Raw genomic sequence first — 16,193 nt, forward strand, 5'->3', positions numbered from 1 at the left:
GTTTCACTCGAAATCCGCCATCTCGTAGAGCGGGCGAATTTCGATCTCGCTGGGCCCGGGCATCGGATTGGGGCAGCGCTTGACCCAGGCGATGGCCTCGTCCATGTCTTCAACTTCCCACAGCCAGAACCCCGCGACCAGCTCGCGGGTGGCGGCGAAGGGCCCGTCGACCACCGAGCGCGCCGGGCCATCGAAGGCAACCCGTTTGCCCTGCGAGGACGGCTTCAGCCCATCGGCAGCCCTCAGAATACCCGCCGCGACCAACTCCTCGTTGAATTTGCCCATGGCCTCCAGCAATTCGCTGGAGGGCAAGTCGCCCTTCTCGCTTTCTTCAGTGGCTTTCACCAGCACCATGACGCGCATCGCAGGCCTCCACACTCAGGGGGAATGGTTCCTTCACTGTAGCCGTTCGCCGCCCGGTTGCGCGGCGGCCGACAGTACCGTCAAGGCATGATCCACCGCCTGCAGCAGTTGTGCCCGCGGCACCCCATCCCGGGCCTGCACGGAGATGCCGTGCAGGAAAGTGGCATAGAAATCCCCCAGCGCCTGCACGTTCACGTCAGGGCGCAGTTGCCCTTGGTCCTTGGCCGCCTGTAAGCGCTCGACAACCTGCCGGGTACGCTCGCGCCGGTGCCCTGCCAGCCACGTCAGCACACCGATATTCTCCGGCGACACTCCCGGGGCAGCACTGACCACCAGGCAGCCGCGTGGCCGCCCTTCGTGGGTGTAGGTGTTCACGGCCGCGGTGAGCATCTGGCCCATGGCCGCGCCAATATCGGCCTGGCCCAGCGCGCGGTCGGCGAAGCCACCCTCGCCGGCTTCGTACAACGCCACCGCGGCCTCGAACAATTGCTGCTTGCTGCCGAACGCGGCGTACAAACGTGCCGATGCGATGCCCAGCGTGGACACCAGCGCTGACATGGACGTGCCTTCGTAGCCATGCTCCCAGAACAGCAACATGGCTTGGGTCAAGGCCTGCTGCGTGTCGAATTCCCGTGGTCGCCCTGCCATCTGATTACGCCTGTACATCAAAAGCGCGCAGTTTAACGCACATCGTCTTGACGGCTGCAACCGGACAACTCTATTCTTTGTCGATCGACAAACAATAGGATGTCACTGATGAAAACCCTCAAAGGACCGAGCCTGCACCTGGCCCAGTTCAGCCACGACCAACCCCCCTTCGACAGCCTGCCGCACATCGGCGCGTGGGCAGCGGGCCATGGTTTCAAGGCAGTGCAGATCCCGGCCTGGGACGCCCGCTTGTTCGACGTGACGCTGGCCGCGAACAGCCAGGCCTACTGTGACGAAGTCAAGGGTGAGCTGGCCGAACACGGCCTGGTGATCAGCGAACTGACCTCGCATATCTACGGCCAACTGGTGGCTGTGCACCCGGCCTACGACACCCTGTGGGATGCCTTCACGCCCCCAGCGCTACTGCGCCGGCCGCAGGCGCGGGCCGAGTGGGCGGCTGAACAGATGAAACTGGCAGTGCGGGCCAGCGCCCGCCTGGGCTTGACCGACCTGGGCACGTTTTCCGGTTCGTTGGCGTGGCCGTACCTATTTCCGTTTCCCCAACGGCCAGAGGGCCTGGTCGATGCCGCCTTTCAGGAGCTGGCCAAGCGCTGGCGGCCCATCCTGGACCTGTGCGATGACCTGGACATCAACCTGTGCTACGAAATACACCCCGCCGAAGACCTGCACGACGGCACCAGTTTCGAACGCTTTTACCACCTGGTGGATCACCACCCACGCTGCAACCTACTGTTCGACCCCAGCCATTTCGTCCTGCAACAACTGGACTATCTGCATTACCTGGACCTGTACCACGAATTCATCCGCATGTTTCACGTCAAGGATGCCGAGTTCAACCCCACCGGCCGCCAAGGCATCTATGGCGGTTACAGCGACTGGGCCGACCGCGCCGGGCGGTTTCGTTCCCTGGGCGATGGCCAGGTGAACTTCAAGGCCATCTTCGCCAAATTGGCCCAATACGACTATCCAGGGTGGGCAACGCTGGAATGGGAATGCTGCCTGAAGAACCAGGAGGACGGTGCCGGCGAGGGCGTGGCCTTCATCAACCAGCACATCATCCAGGTCACCGACCGCGTGTTCGACGATTTCGCCGGCGCGACGCTCAGCCCTTCGCACATTCAGGCAATGCTCGGCATCGCCCCCGCAGATCAAAGGAATGCATGAACATGAACCAGGCCGTTGACCTTGTCCAATCGCGCCAGAGCGATTTCACCCACCACTACGTACGTGCCGAAGGTGTGCGGATTCATTGCGTGATGGCCGGTAGCGGCACGCCCGTGCTGCTGATTCCGGGCTGGCCGCAGACCTGGCATGCCTGGCGCCATGTGATGCAAGCCCTGGCCGACCAGGGCTACCTGGCGATTGCCGTCGACCCACCGGGGTTGGGTGACTCGGACCGCCCTGAACAGGGCTATGACACCGGCTGTGTGGCGCGCCGCCTGCACCAGTGCATGCTGCAACTGGGCCATGAGCGCTACCACCTGGTGGGCCATGATGTGGGCATGTGGATCGCCTACGCCCTGGCCAGCGATCTGCCTGACGCGGTACTCACCCTTGCGGTGACCGAAGCGGTGATACCCGGCCTGGCCGACGCCCCCTCCATTTTCGTCGCGCCCGAGGAGAATATCTTCGTGTGGCACTTTCTCTTCAATCAGGTACAGGACCTCCCGGAACTGTTGATTGCCGGCAAGGAAGGCGCGTACCTGAACTTCATGTTCGACCGCTGGGCGTTCAGGCGCCACGCGGTGGATGCCGATACCTACATCCGTGCCTATTCGGCGCCTGGCGGCCTGCGAGGTGGCTTTGCCTATTACCGGGCGATACCCGAAACCATCCGCCAGAACCGCCTGCGCGCCCTGCGCCCGCTGAACATGCCGGTACTGGCGATAGGTGCCGAACACGCCACCGGCGACGCCCCCGTGCAGACCCTCAAGCCCCACGCGCAGAACCTGCGCGGCGCACTCATCGCGGGCAGCGGGCACTTTGTCATGGAAGAAGCACCCGAGGCCTTCAACGGCCAACTGCTGGACTTCCTTCAGGCCAACACCATCACCACCAGTACCACGCCCAGCAATACCAGGTAACTTCTGGCGTGCACCGTGTCGCTGATGCGCCCCACCAGCGGCCCGGCCAAGGCTATCCCGCACCACGCCCCGGCCACCAGCAACGCCAGGGCCGGCAGGTCGACATAGCCTGCGAAACCGCGACCCAGGCTATCGTGGCCCCAGGCCAGGGCGCTGTAGACCAGGGTGCCCGCCACTGCCATGGGCAACGACAGCGGGTTGGCCAGCGCCGTGGCCGTGGCCATGCTCGCCCCGCGACGGCGCATCAGCGGCACACTCATGACACTGCCGCCCACCCCCAGGAACGCGGCGATGGCACCGATGCTGGTGCCCGCCACAGCACTGTGGGCACGGCCCAAGGGGCGCAAGGTGCCCACCGGTTCGCCCAGGAAACCGGGCCGGAACACGGCATCGACGAGCGTCATGCTCAGGTAGGCAATGAACGCCCAGCGCACCCAGGCGCCGCTGACCACGGTGGCCAGCGCGGCGCCCGCCACCGCGCCCAGCGCTACATACCCCAGCAACGGCCTGACCATGGCCCAAGGCAGTGCGCCCACGCGCGCGCGCCGCCAGGTTGCCAATCCCGCCCCGAAGATCATCGCGGCCGTGGACGTGGCTACCGCGACTTGCATCGCGGCTTCCACCAGGGGAGTGCCAGGGGGCTGACTGGCCCTGATCAACCCATACAGCAACGGTACGGCGACGAAGCCGCCGCCAAACCCGAACAACACCGTGGTCATGCCGGCCAGCACACCAAAAGCCCCCAACGCATACCAGAACATACGCACCTCCTTCAGAAACCAGCCTGGTGACTTTAAGGAAAAGGGTGCTGGCCAGCTTGCGTGGGTTAGCCAATAATCATCGAATTTCGGCCAATGGCTCTGCACCATGCTCAACGTCCCCCTCGCAACCGTCGACGCAACTGACCGTGCCGTCCTGGCCATCGGTACCGACTACACCCCCGGCACGGTGCTCAGCGCCCATGTGCACCGACGGGCGCAGTTCCTCTACGGCATCAGTGGCCTGATGGAGGTGGAAACCGATGACGGCGCCTGGGTGATTCCGCCCTACAGCGGCGTATGGATTCCCGCCGGCAAACGCCACCGCGTGGTGATGTGCGGGGTCAGCACCCGCAGCCTGTACCTGGAGCCTGCGCTTGAGGTGCGTGACAACGGGCAATGCCAGGCGCTGGTGGTGTCCCCCTTGCTGCACCATTTGCTGCTGGCCAGCGCCGATGTGCCGGCCCGGTACGACGAACAAGGGCGCGACGGCCACCTGGTGCACCTGATCGTTCATGAACTGCGCAAGGCCACCTGCCTGCCGCTGTTCGCCCCCCTGCCCCGCGAACCGCGCCTGGCAGCGCTGTGCCGTGACTTTCTGGCCGCCCCAGGCATTGGCCAACCCGCCGATGCCTGGGCCGAGGCCTTGCACTGCAGCCCACGCACCTTCAGCCGGCTGTTTCGCCAGCACACCGGGCTGTCGTTCGGCGAATGGCGCCAGCAGGCCTGCCTGCTGGCCGCCGTCACGCGCCTGGCGGCCGGCACCCCGGTGACCCGGGTGGCGCTGGAACTGGGGTATGAGAGCCCGAGTGCGTTTTCGAGCATGTTCCAGCGTCGCCTGGGGTGCGCGCCCAGTACGTACTTGATGAAGGACGACCGGGGTTGAGCGTCAGCGCAATGCCGCTGGCGCACACCATGAGGGCGCCCACCACGACCGGCAACGTCGGCACGTCGGCGAAGACCAGGTAACCCAGCAAGCATGACCAGGCCACGCTGGTGTATTCCAGAGGCCCCACCAGCGATGCCGGCGCATGGCGACAAGCCTCGAAAAAGCAGTATTGGGCCAGGTAGACCTGCACGCCCAGCGCGACCATCAGGCCCCATTGCGCCGCAGTTCCCGGCGTTTGCCAGTGCATCAACCCGGCACTGAACGCCAGGAACACCACGCTCGTGACCAACACCTGCACCGCGGCACTGTCGCGGCCGCCGCTGCGCCGGGTGTAGATAATGGTCAGGGCCCAGAACAGTGCCGAGGCCAGCGCCAGCACCGTGGGCAGCGGGCTGATGGCCCCACCCGGGTTGGCGGCGATGACACTGCCCGCCGCCCCAACGGCTAACGCCAGCCAGCGGTAGCCACGAATGACCTCGCCCAGCATGAACACGGCCAGCACCGCGATGATCAGTGGCGCCGTGCAATACAGCGTCATCACCGCCGACAGCGACATCTGCCGCGCCGCCAGAAAAAAACAGGCCATGGCCGCGAATTGCAGGCCGCCCCTGAACAGCATCGCCCCACGCCCCGGGCTGGCGACCGCCGCGGCAACCGTGCCACGCCGGCTGAACAGCAACGTGATAAGCAGCACCACGGCGCTGCGCAGGAACACCAGTTGCCACAACGAGTAGTCGGCGCTGAGCCATTTCACCGTGGCGAAATGCACCGAGTACAGGGCATAGCTGACACAGGCGAATACGGCGCCCAGGTAAAGGCGTTGGCGCATGGGTAGTTCCTTCATGTGACTTGCCGGTGAAGGCGATGAGGGCTAGAGTTGCAGGTAGTTAACTGGTCTACTATCCCATGAGCAAAGAAAATCACAGCACCCGTGCAAGGCTGGTAGCCGAAGGCCTGAAATCGATGGTCATCAACGGCTACGACGGCATCGGCCTGAACGCCATACTGGACGCCGCCGGCGTGCCCAAGGGCTCGTTCTATTATTTCTTCAAAAGCAAGGAGGCCTTTGCCAGTGCGGTGCTCGACGCTTACGAGGCCCATTACGGTCACGTACGCGCCAGCCACTTTGGCAACACCCACGTCAGCCCACTGCAGCGCCTGAAAGGCTATTTCGCCGAAGCCGGCCCGCTCCACCTGGCGGAACAGCCCATGGGCGGTTGTCTGTACGGCGTATTCGGGCAACTGGCCCCCGCCCGTAGCCCGGCCTTCCGCCAGCGGCTGGCCGAGGTATTCGGGCGCTGGCAGGCGCAGATTCAGGCGGTGCTGACCGAAGCCCAGGCGGCGGGGGAAATCGGCGCGCACGTGAATGCCGCCGAGGCCGCCGCCTTTCTGATCGAAGCCTATGAAGGGGCGTTGATCCGCATGAAAGTGGACGGTAACAACCAGGCGTTCGAGCGCTTCATGCAGTTTGCTTTTGCTGCGTTGGCAAGCCGGGACGGTGAAGCGCAACCCCACCGCCCATCAGGCCCGCCGCAAGCCCTCTGAACGTTACTGCCCCCGGGCCGCCAGCATCGCCGCTTCGCTCGCCTGGGTCATGGGCTCGCCCTTGGTCGCCAACTGGTGGTAGAACGAGCCTCCGAGCGGCGCGGGCCAGGTCGGGGCGAACAGCTGCGCCAGGTCGATGGTCTTGGAAAAGTTGTCCTTGGTCAGGTTGTACCCGCCCATGTAGTTGCCCGCCCAGGGCGAGTCAGCGGCCACCAGTTCGATCGCCGAATCGCGATAATTGACTGCGGCGGTTTTCAGGTCGCTGGAGGCGTTGAGCAGCGTATTCAGCTTGCCCAGGTCGGCGGCGCTCAAGCTGCCCGCGGTACCGAAGGCCTGCAGGTTGCCATCGGTATCAACCGTGAAACCAAACGGTTGGCTGGCCAGGGCCGGGTATGTCTTGGCCAGGGTGGACTGGAAGGTAGCGAACGCGCTTTTCAGGGTGTCGTGGTTGGCCGAATGAAGGGCCGCCGCCTGAGGAAAGTTCGCTGACAGCCCACGGCCGATCCAGGTCTCGATGGCCTCCACGGGCTCGCTTGCCACCTCGGACTGGGCCGGTTCACTGGGGTAATAGACCGCGGCCGGTGTGTTGGCGACGGTAGCGGCCATGGCCGCGGTGGTCGCGTTGCTGGTCGCCTGGGCAGTCAGCGGCTGGGCCGCCACCGTCAGCGTGGTGGCGATTGACGAGACGGCAGTGCTTGAAAGGATATTCATTGCATCATTCCCTGATGATGGTGGGTCAAGCTTTGTATCGGCATGGATACAGACAACTTGAAGGGTAATGGCACGACGTATCTGCGCCCGGTGGCAAAAAAGCCAAATTGCCATGTGTTCCGTTCGTTGTTTTCTGCGTCGCACCTCTCATTGCCTGTCCTTCTTGCCTGGAGTCACTGATGCCCGCGCCGAAATCCCTGCCCACTGCCCTGCTGGGCCTGGCCCTTGTCTGCCCGACCGCGGCCGAGGCACAGGACCTCGAACTGGGCCAGGTCGTCATCCGGGACCAGGACCTGAGCGGCGAAGACCAAGCCGTAACCGACGCCGAATCGCGTCAGGCTCAGGTGCCCGGCGGCACCAACGTGGTGGACATGCGCCGCCCGCTGCAGGGCCGCGTCGCCAGCAACCAGGATGTGCTGGCGTATCAGCCGGGGGTATACGCCCAGTCCGCCGGCAACGAAGGCGTGAAGATTTCCATTCGTGGTTCGGGCATCAACCGCGCCCCCGGCGCCCATGCCTCGGGGCTGTATGCCATGCTCGACGGCCTGCCCCTGACCGGGCCGGGCGGTACACCTTATGAACTGCTGGAACCGCTGTGGCTGGACCACGTGGACGTGATGCGTGGCGCCAACGGCTTTGACCGTGGCGGCCTGGCCCTGGGCGGCGCCATCGACTACGTCAGCCATACCGGCCATGACGCGCCGCTGCTGCAACTTCGCTACGCCATGGGCAGCCACGGCTACCGTCAGCGCCAGGTCAGCTCTGGCCAGGTACTGGGGAATTTCGACTACTACGTGGCGGTCACCGATGCTCGATCCGATGGTTACCAGGACCATACCGCCAGCACCAGCCAGGGGGTCATCGCCAACTTCGGCTATCGTCTCAACCCCAACCTGGAAACCCGTTTCTATTTCCGCCACCGCGAAACCGACAACGAGTTGGCCGGGCGGGTCACCAAGCACTCCATCGAACACGATGCCCAGGCGGCCAACCCCACTTACCAGGCCCGCGATTATCAGCGCGACGAACCCGGCAGCACCTTCATCGGTAACAAGACCACCTACTACATCGACGACGACTCCAGCCTGCAGACCGGGCTGGTGTACCACGATTACCCCATGGACCTGCGCGAGGGCCCGAACCGCCTGAAGGTGGCGTACACCGATGTCAGCGGCACGTTCGATTACAAGCGCCGCGACACCCTCTTCGGCATGGAAAGCAACAGTCTGATCGGCCTGCGGGTCACCAAGCACTTGCCCAATGACGGCGCCAGCGAGTTCGTGCGCATCCCCGTCAATTACACGCAAAACCTCGCGCCCGGCACACGCATCCGCGACTTTACCTACCAGGGTTCGGACACCGTGCTGCACGCCAGCAACGACCTGGAAATCGCCGATGACCTGTGGCTGACCACGGGCCTGGCCGCCATCTACACCCGCCGCGAGAGCGCGGTGACCTACCCCGAGGGCGGCGGCAAGACCAGCCTGCATGACTGGGACTACGCCCCGCGCCTGGGCCTGCGCTACCAGCTGACGCCGGATGTGCAGGTGTTCGGCAACCTCAGCCGCTCGGTAGAGGCACCGCACCCTTGGTCGCTGATCTACAGCTCCAACCAGACGTTCACCAGCGGCGTGGCCACCGGCGCCCAGCGTGACCCGGTAAAGCTGCGCAACCAGACGGCCACCACCCTGGAAATCGGCGGCCGGGGCGATAGCCCCGCGGGCCAGTGGAGCCTGGCCTGGTACTACGCCCAGGTGCGCCATGAGCTGCTCTCGGTGCTGCCCGACGCCAACGCCGTCACCCCTTATGAACTCAACGCCAGCCCCACCGTGCACCAAGGGGTGGAAGCCAGCCTGCAGAGCACCCTGTGGTCTGCACCTGGCGTTGGCCAGTTGAGCCTGCGCCAGGCCTACACCTTCAGCGACTTCCACTACCGCGACGACGACCGCTTCGGTGACAACCGCCTGCCGGGCCTGCCCATGCATTACTACCAGGGCGAGTTGCGTTACGACTGGCCCCAGGGGGTGTTCGCCGCGGTCAACACGCAACTGGTGTCCAAGGTGGCGGTGGACTACGCCAACAGCTATTACGCCGACCCTTACGCCTTGTTCGGTGCGACCTTGGGGTACAACGCCCCGAAGGGCGACTGGCAGACGTGGGTTGATGTGCGCAACCTGACCAACCAGCACTACGCCGCGACCGTCACCCCGGGTTATGACGACAAGGGGCTGGACGCTGCGCGCTCGACGCCAGGCGAAGGGCTGGGGGTGTACGTGGGCGTCTCCTGGAGCCTGCGCTGACCCCACCCAGCCAGGCCATAGCCGCTGCCGTGTACCTGATCGAATGGCTGTGGGAGCACTGCTTGCGCTGCCTGCAACAGGCATTACTCTAGGGGCTTTTGCACCAAGGAGCGGCACATGAAGCCACTGGACGAATTGATCGACCTCGACGACCCCGGCATGCCCGTGGTCAACAGCCTGCTGGCGGAGGCAACGCGCCCTTTCGAACTGCTACCGCCTTCAGCCGCCAACACCCAGGTGTTGCTGGGGCTGCAGGTCACGACGCGTTCCACCCTGGGCGCCATCGCCCACGATACCGGCGGGCTGCTGATCGATCACGGCTGGCTGCGCCTGCTCGGCAGCGGCAATGCCCGGCTACCGCGCAACCTGCTGGACTGGAACACGGCACGTGGCGAAGGCTACCTGCTGGTGGCCGACGACGCAGCCGGTGGTTTTTTTGCGCTCAATGGCGGCGCCCTGGGCGGCGACCTGGGGGCGATGTATTACCACGCGCCCGACACCCTGGCCTGGGAAGCCCTGGAAATCGGTTACACCGACTTTCTCGGCTGGGCGCTGAGCGATCGCCTTTCGCAGTTTTACCAGGGGCTGCGGTGGGACAGCTGGCAGCAGGATATGCGCCAGGTGTCGGCGAACCAGTGCATCAGCTTCTACCCATTCCTGTGGACCGAAGAAGGCAATGTGGCCACCAGCCGGCGCACGGCCGTCGATGTGGCCGAGCACTACAACCTCACGGTTGGCCAAGGCTCATGACCTGCGCCCGGCGCATTGATTTGCCTTCTGCCTTCCAATCCCGCTAACATACGTTCCATATACACTTCATATATGGAACGCCGATGGGTATCGTCAAGATTTCCGATGTGATGCACGAGAACCTGCGCGTGGCTTCCGGCGCACTCAGCCGCTCCATCAACGCGCAGGCCGAGCACTGGATGCGCATCGGCATGCTGGCCGAGTTGCACCCGCACCTGCCCCACAATGAACTGACGCAATTGTTGATTCGCGCCGAACAGGCCGGCGGTTTCGACCTGCACACAGTTTCCACCTGCATGGACGAACGCCTGGAGGCTGCACGATGAGCAAGGCTGTAACGATCAAGACCCCCGCGGAAATCGAACTGTCGCGCACCGCCGGCAAGCTGGCCGCCGACGTGCTGCACATGATCACCCCCTACGTGAAACCCGGCGTCTCCACCGATGAGCTGGACCGCATCTGCCACGACTACATCGTCAACGTGCAGAAGGCCAAGCCGGCCAACGTCGGCTACCACGGTTTCCCCAAGACCATCTGCGCCTCGGTGAATGACGTGATCTGCCACGGCATTCCCAATGGCAAGGTGCTGGCCGACGGCGACATCCTCAATATCGATGTGGCGGTGATCAAGGATGGCTGGTTCGGCGACACCAGCCGCATGTACCTGGTGGGCCAGACCAGCGACGAGGCCCAGCGCTTGGTACGTACCACGTATGAAGCCATGTGTGCCGGCATTCGCCAGGTTCGCCCCGGTGCGCACCTGGGCGACATCGGCCACGCGATCCAGACGGTGGCCCACCGCGAAGGCTTCAGTGTCGTGCGCGAATACTGCGGCCATGGCATCGGCAAGGTCTACCATGACGAGCCGCAGGTGCTGCATTACGGCAGTCGGGGCATGGGCATGAAGTTGGTCAAGGGCATGATCTTCACCGTGGAGCCCATGCTCAATGCCGGCAAACGCCAGACCCAGACCCTGGCCGATGGCTGGACAGTGATCACCCGTGACCAGTCATTGTCGGCACAGTGGGAACACATGGTGGCGGTGACTGACGACGGCTTCCAGATCCTCACCCCATGGCCTGCGCCGGTAGACGGTTACGAAGCGATCATCTGATCCGCTGTTTCAGGCTGAATCTGACGCTGGTACGCGAGCAGATTCAACGGCATGCTAAGGTCCCCTTTCCCCTGCCGGCCCGCCATGAAACGCTACGAACAGCTTGCTGACGAAATCGCCCTGATGATCCGCACGGGCGTACTCAAGGCTGGCGAGAAGGTGCCGTCGGTGCGCACCGCCAGCCGCACCTTCGTGGTCAGCCCGTCCACGGTGTTCCAGGCCTATTACCTGCTGGAAGACCGTGGCCTGATTCAGGCACGGCCACGCTCGGGCTACTTCGTGCGTGAACAGCCCACCCGCGCGCTGACCGAGCCGGCCATCAGCAGCCGCCAGGCCGACAGCACCGAAGTGGACGTCAGCGAACTGGTGTTTTCGGTGCTGGGCTCCCTGAAGGACCCTGGCACGGTGCCCTTCGGGTCGGCATTCCCAAGCCCCGACCTGTACCCCCTGCAGCGGCTGGCCCGCTCCATGGCCCGCACCGTGCGAGACATGGCGCCCCAGGCGGTGATAGCCGACATGACAGCCGGCAACCCTGACCTGCGCCGGCAAATCGCCTTGCGCTATATGATCAGCGGCGTGCACCTGGCCATGGACGAGCTGGTGATCACCAACGGCGCGCTGGAAGCCTTGAACCTGTGCCTGCAAAGTGTGACCGAGCCAGGCGACCTGGTGGCCATCGAGTCGCCGGCGTTCTATGCCACGCTGCAAGTGCTGGAGCGGCTGAAGCTCAAGGCCGTGGAAATCCCGGTGCACCCGCGCGAAGGCGTCGACCTGGACACCTTGGCCGACCGCCTGCAACGCCTGCCCATCAAGGCCTGCTGGTTCATGAGCAGCCTGCAGAACCCGCTGGGCGCGAGCCTGCCCACGGCCGCCAAGGAAGCCCTGTACAGCCTGCTGCGCCAGCATCAGGTGCCATTGATCGAAGATGACGTGTACAGCGAACTGCATTACGGCCCGCAGCCCCTGCAGCCGGTCAAGCGCCTGGACCGCGACGGCCTGGTGATGCACTGCGGCTCGTTTTCCAAGAGCCTCGCGCCCGGTTACCGGGTGGGCTGGGTGGCAGGCGGGCGTTTCGCCCAGCAGATCAGCCGATTGAAGCTGATGACCACGATCTCGCCATCGGTGCCGGCCCAGGCAGCCATCGCCGACTACCTGCAGCACGGCGGCTATGACCGTCACCTGCGCAAGTTGCGGCACAACCTGGAAATGCAGCAGAGCGCCATGCTGGCCTCGGCCGCGCGCCACTTCCCCGACGCCACGCGGGTCACCCGGCCCGACGGCGGTTATTTCCTGTGGTTCGAATTTCCTCGGCAAGTGGACTCGCTGCAACTGTTCCAGTTGGCCCTGGCCCAGGGCATCAGCATCGCCCCGGGGCCGATCTTCTCGGCCACCCGCGGCTTCGCACACTGCGCGCGGCTGAACCATGGGCACCCGTGGGACAAGCGCAGCGAGGATGCCATGGCGATGCTGGGGCGGATCGTGGCCTCGTTCTGACCCAGCCCGCTGGGTCAGGCAAACAACTCCCGGTCCTGGATTTTGCGCAGGTCGCTGTAGTCTTCCTGCCACCAGGCGCTCTCGCCCGCTTGGCGGGGTGGCCGGCGCAGGGTCAGGGCGCTGCGGGTGCCGGCGTCGGCGCTTTCCTGGGCGACGCGGAAATGGTAGTGGTCCAGCAAGCGCACGGCTTCCACCATGTAGGCAACCGCCACGCGGCGGTCCCGGATCAGCAGCAAGTTCTCGCCATTGCTGCGGTCGGCGGCATCGGCGAAGTTGTACGAGCCCATGTACACCCGCGCCGTCGGCTTGTCGAAGTCGATGACCACGAACTTGTGGTGCAGGCGCACCCCCGCGCCACCGATCAGGCCCGTGGGCTCGGCCTGGAACGGCGCCGGCACCTGCTTGTTGAGGGCCGAGGCATGCAGAATGGCACTTTCGCCGCCGGGCAGCAGCACGTCCAGGCCTTCCTGCATCTGCCGGTCGGAGATGCCATACACAAACACCGCCGGGTTGGCGGCCACCTGTTTGATGGCTGCCTGGATAGGGCCATTGGTCTGGTACAGAAACGCCAGGGAAAAGAGCAGGCTGGAGCCCGTGGTGGCGATGTCGCTGCCCACTCCCGCCAGCGCCGCGTTGTCCTGGCCATGGGGCGAAAACGTGACCTGAGCGTCGATGTTGTCCAGCCCCAGGTTGTGCCACTGGGCCACGGCCAAGGCGCCGAATTCCCGGGCCGAGGGGCTGGCCCAGTACTGGGCGAATGCCGCCTGGAACAGCTGCAAAGCCGTCTCACCTTGCAGCACCAGGGCGTTGTTGGCCTGCACGTAGATACCGCGCCAGCTGAAGTTGGTCGAGCCGCACACCACGGTTTTCGCCGTGCTGCCGTCCAGCAGGATGACCTTGTTGTGCTGCAGGCTGCCCATGTGCTCGCGCTTGACCGTCGCCCCTGCCTGGGCCAGGCGGGCGGCCGCCTGACTCTCGGCGGAATCGGCGGCGCCGTGGCCACTGCTGTCGTCGATGATGATCTGCAGACGGCTGCCCAACTTCTCCAGGCGGCTGACCACGTTGGGTTCGTTCAAGTCATAGGCGATGACCTTCACCTGAGCATCGCTGTCACTGACCGCCTGGTCCAGCACCGCCAGAATCGCTTCGCGGGCCTCGAACCCCATCCACTGCAGCGCCGCCTGGGCATCGGCGTGGGTGGGGACGAAGTCCAGGCCGTCATCGGCCTTGCGCGGCAACAACGTCACCAGGTTGCGATCATCCTTGGCATAGCGCTCGACGAAGGCCTGGGACGACACGTAGCCGCGGGTGAAGGTGACGTTGAGCTGGCCAGGCCAGGTGTCGCGTTGCAGCTCGATGTCGCCCACCTGGGCTTCGCCGTAGCTGAGCTGGTCCTGGGCATTCATGAACACCGGTGTGACGCGGTAGGTGAACGCGCCGGGCAGCTCGGCGTTGCGCGGAAAGTGCACCCAGCGAAATTTCTGGATAGGCGACAGCAGGCTCGACAGCGCCGTGGTGGGCACACTGCCATCCGCCGTGGCGAAGGTCAGGCGGTTGTTGAGGGCATAGAAGCGGTCACCTGCCGGCTCCTTGTATTCGATACCGAAACCGACGAAATCCGCAGGCGGCGGGCCGTCTTTCCAGTTCATCGCCAACAGCAGCATGCCTTCGCTGCGGTGCAGTTTGAGCGTGAACAGCGCTGCCGCATTATCGCCGCTGACTTGAAAATCCCCTGGCATGGCACCGCTTCCTTGACTGTGATGGGACGGCAGCTTGCCAGATCCGGATTACAACGCAAAGTACCTGCCCCCGTTGCGCCCGTGGGGGCAAATACGCCACAGTGATGCCCTCCACTGAAACGGGCCTCTCATGCGCCGCTGGCTTTTCTTTCTGCTCGCCCTCCCCTCTGTTGCCCTGTGTGGCCAATGGTCGAGCGTGACGCCCCGCCCCGGCGCCGGCGCACTGCACTTTTACAGCTCGCAACCCGGCAATGGCCAGGCGACGTCTGCGCTGGTGGTGGTGCACGGATTCCCTCATGATGCCCTGCGCACGTTCAACGCCGGTGTAGCGGCCAGCCCCGACGCTGTGGTGATAGCCCCGCTGTTTCAAGCCAATGACCCCGACCGCTGTCAGCATGGCGACGAACCTCGCGCCGTGCCCGGTGAGCTGGTATGGACCTGTTCGGGCTGGATGCAAGGCGAACCGGCCATCAATGCCCCGCAGGTCAACGCGTTTGTCGCCATGGACGCCTTGATCGCCGAGGTGCACCGCCAATGGCCATCGGTGCGCACGATCACCGTGGCAGGATTCTCGGCCGGGGCGCAGATGGTTCAGCATTACATCGCCTTCGCCGCGCCCCAGCCGGGGTTGCGCTTCGTCGTCGCCGACCCGGGCACCTGGCTGTATTTCAAGGCAGAACGGCCTTACGCCGTGCCCCATTGCCCAGGTGTCAACCAATGGAAATATGGCACCCAGGGGCTACCTGCCTGGCTACCCGGTGATGCCGACGCCGCCTGGCGCCGATACGCCAGCGCCAAGGTTCATTACCTGGCCGGGAGCCTGGATACCGGTGACGCCAAGGGCACGGCGTACCGGCTGCTGGACCGCTCCTGCGCGGCCATGGCTCAGGGGCCGTACCGGCTGGAACGCGCCCGTGCGTTCACCCAGGCAGTGGGCCAACCGCTGATAGAGGTGCCCGGCTGTGCCCACGATGTACGGTGCGTGTTCGAGTCTGCCCAAGGGCGGGCCGTGCTGGCCCCTTAACGGATACCTGGCACCCGCACCTGATCCTGCTGGCACTGCATCTTCACCCCACGCCCGCAGGCTGTGAACGCCAGGTCCTTGGACAGGCACACCCGCACCTCGGCCAGCTGCGGGCCGCTGCAGCGCACCACCACGCCATCTTCGGGCATGCCGGGGTTGCTCTGGCGAAACAGCTGGACGATTTCCTGCGGTGCGAATGACTGTGCGCCTTCGGAGGGTTGCAGGGCTGCCGGCACCTTGACCCGGCCCAGGGCGCGGTCGGCGATGTCCATATAGGCGGTGGCACTCAGCCCGCTGCAGGTCCCGTGTTTGCTCCACTCGTGTTCGACCAGCGAGCGGCTGGGATACAGGCCGGCGCCCTGGGTGCGCTCGGCGGCTGACAGTGGCGTGCCTGGCTCGCAGTTCTGCGGCCAGCCGCCCTTGAGGTACTGGGGCCACAGGCCATGCAGGACGAAGCCATACCCCTTGCCGCTGCACTGCTCGTTATTGCCATGGGTAAGGCAGAAGGTCGGCGACCATGACAGGCTCAACAGGTAGTAGTCGAACTGGCCCGCGACCGACGGCGGGCGTTGGTTCTTCTGCCGTGCATCGGCGGTGCCGAGGCTGCACAACAGCATCAAGGTGATCAACAGCGTACGAGCCATGGCGCGGCCTCCCGGGAAAATGACAGCGAACTCTACCACCGCTTTCGCCTTGAAGCCTGCCCCACCGCGCCGCCCGGTCCCGCAGGGTGTCTGAGGTAGCGGGGCAGCC

16 protein-coding genes and 1 pseudogene are annotated in these 16,193 nt (G+C 64.9%); 10 read left to right on the forward strand and 7 right to left on the reverse strand.

Annotated elements, in window-relative coordinates:
* Nucleotides 1-3: 3 nt before the first annotated feature.
* Both QBK88_RS28310 and QBK88_RS28315 read right to left on the reverse strand, forming a co-directional pair.
* Complete coding sequence (locus tag QBK88_RS28310; protein ID WP_277964661.1) at nucleotides 4-363, reverse strand: YciI family protein; 360 nt, start codon at nucleotides 361-363, stop codon at nucleotides 4-6.
* A 33-nt stretch (nucleotides 364-396) separates the two neighbouring features.
* Nucleotides 397-1,011 (reverse strand): TetR/AcrR family transcriptional regulator, encoded by a 615-nt coding sequence (locus tag QBK88_RS28315; protein ID WP_277964662.1) that lies wholly within the window; start codon nucleotides 1,009-1,011, stop codon nucleotides 397-399.
* A 108-nt stretch (nucleotides 1,012-1,119) separates the two neighbouring features.
* Between QBK88_RS28315 and QBK88_RS28320 the strand changes: the two genes are divergently transcribed.
* On the forward strand, nucleotides 1,120-2,196 hold the full coding sequence (locus tag QBK88_RS28320) for a sugar phosphate isomerase/epimerase family protein (RefSeq protein WP_277964663.1): 1,077 nt from the start codon (nucleotides 1,120-1,122) through the stop codon (nucleotides 2,194-2,196).
* Between the two features lie 2 nt (nucleotides 2,197-2,198).
* Nucleotides 2,199-3,116 carry an alpha/beta fold hydrolase gene (locus QBK88_RS28325; protein ID WP_277964664.1) on the forward strand — a complete coding sequence of 306 codons (918 nt, stop codon included), beginning with the start codon at nucleotides 2,199-2,201 and terminating at the stop codon, nucleotides 3,114-3,116.
* Here QBK88_RS28325 and QBK88_RS28330 read toward each other — a convergent pair.
* A complete protein-coding gene (locus QBK88_RS28330; RefSeq protein WP_277964665.1) occupies nucleotides 3,068-3,877 on the reverse strand; it encodes a sulfite exporter TauE/SafE family protein in 810 nt (269 codons plus the stop codon). The genes QBK88_RS28325 and QBK88_RS28330 overlap by 49 nt on opposite strands.
* A gap of 106 nt (nucleotides 3,878-3,983) precedes the next feature.
* Between QBK88_RS28330 and QBK88_RS28335 the strand changes: the two genes are divergently transcribed.
* Nucleotides 3,984-4,760, forward strand: coding sequence for an AraC family transcriptional regulator (locus QBK88_RS28335; RefSeq protein ID WP_277964666.1), 777 nt, complete (start codon nucleotides 3,984-3,986; stop codon nucleotides 4,758-4,760).
* Nucleotides 4,761-4,788: 28 nt separating this feature from the next.
* On the opposite strand, the pseudogene QBK88_RS28340 reads toward QBK88_RS28335, so the two are convergent.
* A pseudogene (locus QBK88_RS28340) lies at nucleotides 4,789-5,607 on the reverse strand (DMT family transporter); the annotation flags it as partial.
* Nucleotides 5,608-5,669: 62 nt separating this feature from the next.
* Here QBK88_RS28340 and QBK88_RS28345 point away from each other — a divergent pair.
* Entirely contained in the window at nucleotides 5,670-6,308 is a 639-nt protein-coding gene (locus QBK88_RS28345) for a TetR/AcrR family transcriptional regulator (protein ID WP_277964667.1), read from the forward strand.
* Nucleotides 6,309-6,311: 3 nt separating this feature from the next.
* Here the strand turns inward: QBK88_RS28345 and QBK88_RS28350 are convergent, their stop codons facing one another.
* A complete protein-coding gene (locus QBK88_RS28350; RefSeq protein ID WP_277964668.1) occupies nucleotides 6,312-7,019 on the reverse strand; it encodes a hypothetical protein in 708 nt (235 codons plus the stop codon).
* 179 nt (nucleotides 7,020-7,198) lie between these two features.
* Between QBK88_RS28350 and QBK88_RS28355 the strand changes: the two genes are divergently transcribed.
* The 5 genes from QBK88_RS28355 to mapR all read left to right on the forward strand — a co-directional run bounded on the left by QBK88_RS28355 (nucleotide 7,199) and on the right by mapR (nucleotide 12,677).
* Nucleotides 7,199-9,319 (forward strand): TonB-dependent receptor domain-containing protein, encoded by a 2,121-nt coding sequence (locus QBK88_RS28355; protein ID WP_277964669.1) that lies wholly within the window; start codon nucleotides 7,199-7,201, stop codon nucleotides 9,317-9,319.
* A gap of 117 nt (nucleotides 9,320-9,436) precedes the next feature.
* Complete coding sequence (locus QBK88_RS28360) at nucleotides 9,437-10,069, forward strand: DUF2625 family protein (RefSeq protein WP_277964670.1); 633 nt, start codon at nucleotides 9,437-9,439, stop codon at nucleotides 10,067-10,069.
* A gap of 83 nt (nucleotides 10,070-10,152) precedes the next feature.
* Entirely contained in the window at nucleotides 10,153-10,395 is a 243-nt protein-coding gene (locus tag QBK88_RS28365) for a ParD-like family protein (protein WP_268142422.1), read from the forward strand.
* Nucleotides 10,392-11,183, forward strand: a complete 792-nt coding sequence (map, locus tag QBK88_RS28370; protein WP_268142424.1) for a type I methionyl aminopeptidase — start codon at nucleotides 10,392-10,394, stop codon at nucleotides 11,181-11,183. Before QBK88_RS28365 ends, map begins: the two co-directional genes overlap by 4 nt.
* 84 nt (nucleotides 11,184-11,267) lie before the next feature.
* Nucleotides 11,268-12,677, forward strand: coding sequence for a GntR family transcriptional regulator MpaR (gene mapR, locus QBK88_RS28375; protein ID WP_277964671.1), 1,410 nt, complete (start codon nucleotides 11,268-11,270; stop codon nucleotides 12,675-12,677).
* Nucleotides 12,678-12,691: 14 nt separating this feature from the next.
* Here mapR and QBK88_RS28380 read toward each other — a convergent pair whose 3' ends face one another.
* Complete coding sequence (locus QBK88_RS28380) at nucleotides 12,692-14,416, reverse strand: phospholipase D-like domain-containing protein (RefSeq protein WP_277964672.1); 1,725 nt, start codon at nucleotides 14,414-14,416, stop codon at nucleotides 12,692-12,694.
* A 130-nt stretch (nucleotides 14,417-14,546) separates the two neighbouring features.
* Between QBK88_RS28380 and QBK88_RS28385 the strand changes: the two genes are divergently transcribed.
* Nucleotides 14,547-15,440, forward strand: a complete 894-nt coding sequence (locus tag QBK88_RS28385; RefSeq protein WP_277964673.1) for a hypothetical protein — start codon at nucleotides 14,547-14,549, stop codon at nucleotides 15,438-15,440.
* Here the strand turns inward: QBK88_RS28385 and QBK88_RS28390 are convergent.
* On the reverse strand, nucleotides 15,437-16,084 hold the full coding sequence (locus tag QBK88_RS28390; protein ID WP_277964674.1) for a ribonuclease T2: 648 nt from the start codon (nucleotides 16,082-16,084) through the stop codon (nucleotides 15,437-15,439). The genes QBK88_RS28385 and QBK88_RS28390 overlap by 4 nt on opposite strands.
* Between the last annotated feature and the right edge of the window lie 109 nt (nucleotides 16,085-16,193).

Source organism: Pseudomonas sp. RIT-To-2 (assembly GCF_029623465.1).
Taxonomy (GTDB): domain Bacteria; phylum Pseudomonadota; class Gammaproteobacteria; order Pseudomonadales; family Pseudomonadaceae; genus Aquipseudomonas; species Aquipseudomonas silvicola.

Excerpts from the sequence above, each read along its gene's own strand:
- QBK88_RS28385 (WP_277964673.1), top strand. The coding sequence starts at position 14,547 with ATGCGCCGCTGGCTTTTCTTTCTGCTCGCCCTCCCCTCTGTTGCCCTG.
- QBK88_RS28330 (WP_277964665.1), bottom strand. The coding sequence starts at position 3,877 with ATGTTCTGGTATGCGTTGGGGGCTTTTGGTGTGCTGGCCGGCATGACC.
- QBK88_RS28365 (WP_268142422.1), top strand. The coding sequence starts at position 10,153 with ATGGGTATCGTCAAGATTTCCGATGTGATGCACGAGAACCTGCGCGTG.
- QBK88_RS28320 (WP_277964663.1), top strand. The coding sequence starts at position 1,120 with ATGAAAACCCTCAAAGGACCGAGCCTGCACCTGGCCCAGTTCAGCCAC.
- QBK88_RS28335 (WP_277964666.1), top strand. The coding sequence starts at position 3,984 with ATGCTCAACGTCCCCCTCGCAACCGTCGACGCAACTGACCGTGCCGTC.
- QBK88_RS28355 (WP_277964669.1), top strand. The coding sequence starts at position 7,199 with ATGCCCGCGCCGAAATCCCTGCCCACTGCCCTGCTGGGCCTGGCCCTT.
- QBK88_RS28325 (WP_277964664.1), top strand. The coding sequence starts at position 2,199 with ATGAACCAGGCCGTTGACCTTGTCCAATCGCGCCAGAGCGATTTCACC.
- map (WP_268142424.1), top strand. The coding sequence starts at position 10,392 with ATGAGCAAGGCTGTAACGATCAAGACCCCCGCGGAAATCGAACTGTCG.
- QBK88_RS28360 (WP_277964670.1), top strand. The coding sequence starts at position 9,437 with ATGAAGCCACTGGACGAATTGATCGACCTCGACGACCCCGGCATGCCC.
- QBK88_RS28390 (WP_277964674.1), bottom strand. The coding sequence starts at position 16,084 with ATGGCTCGTACGCTGTTGATCACCTTGATGCTGTTGTGCAGCCTCGGC.
- mapR (WP_277964671.1), top strand. The coding sequence starts at position 11,268 with ATGAAACGCTACGAACAGCTTGCTGACGAAATCGCCCTGATGATCCGC.
- QBK88_RS28310 (WP_277964661.1), bottom strand. The coding sequence starts at position 363 with ATGCGCGTCATGGTGCTGGTGAAAGCCACTGAAGAAAGCGAGAAGGGC.
- QBK88_RS28380 (WP_277964672.1), bottom strand. The coding sequence starts at position 14,416 with ATGCCAGGGGATTTTCAAGTCAGCGGCGATAATGCGGCAGCGCTGTTC.
- QBK88_RS28315 (WP_277964662.1), bottom strand. The coding sequence starts at position 1,011 with ATGGCAGGGCGACCACGGGAATTCGACACGCAGCAGGCCTTGACCCAA.
- QBK88_RS28350 (WP_277964668.1), bottom strand. The coding sequence starts at position 7,019 with ATGAATATCCTTTCAAGCACTGCCGTCTCGTCAATCGCCACCACGCTG.
- QBK88_RS28345 (WP_277964667.1), top strand. The coding sequence starts at position 5,670 with ATGAGCAAAGAAAATCACAGCACCCGTGCAAGGCTGGTAGCCGAAGGC.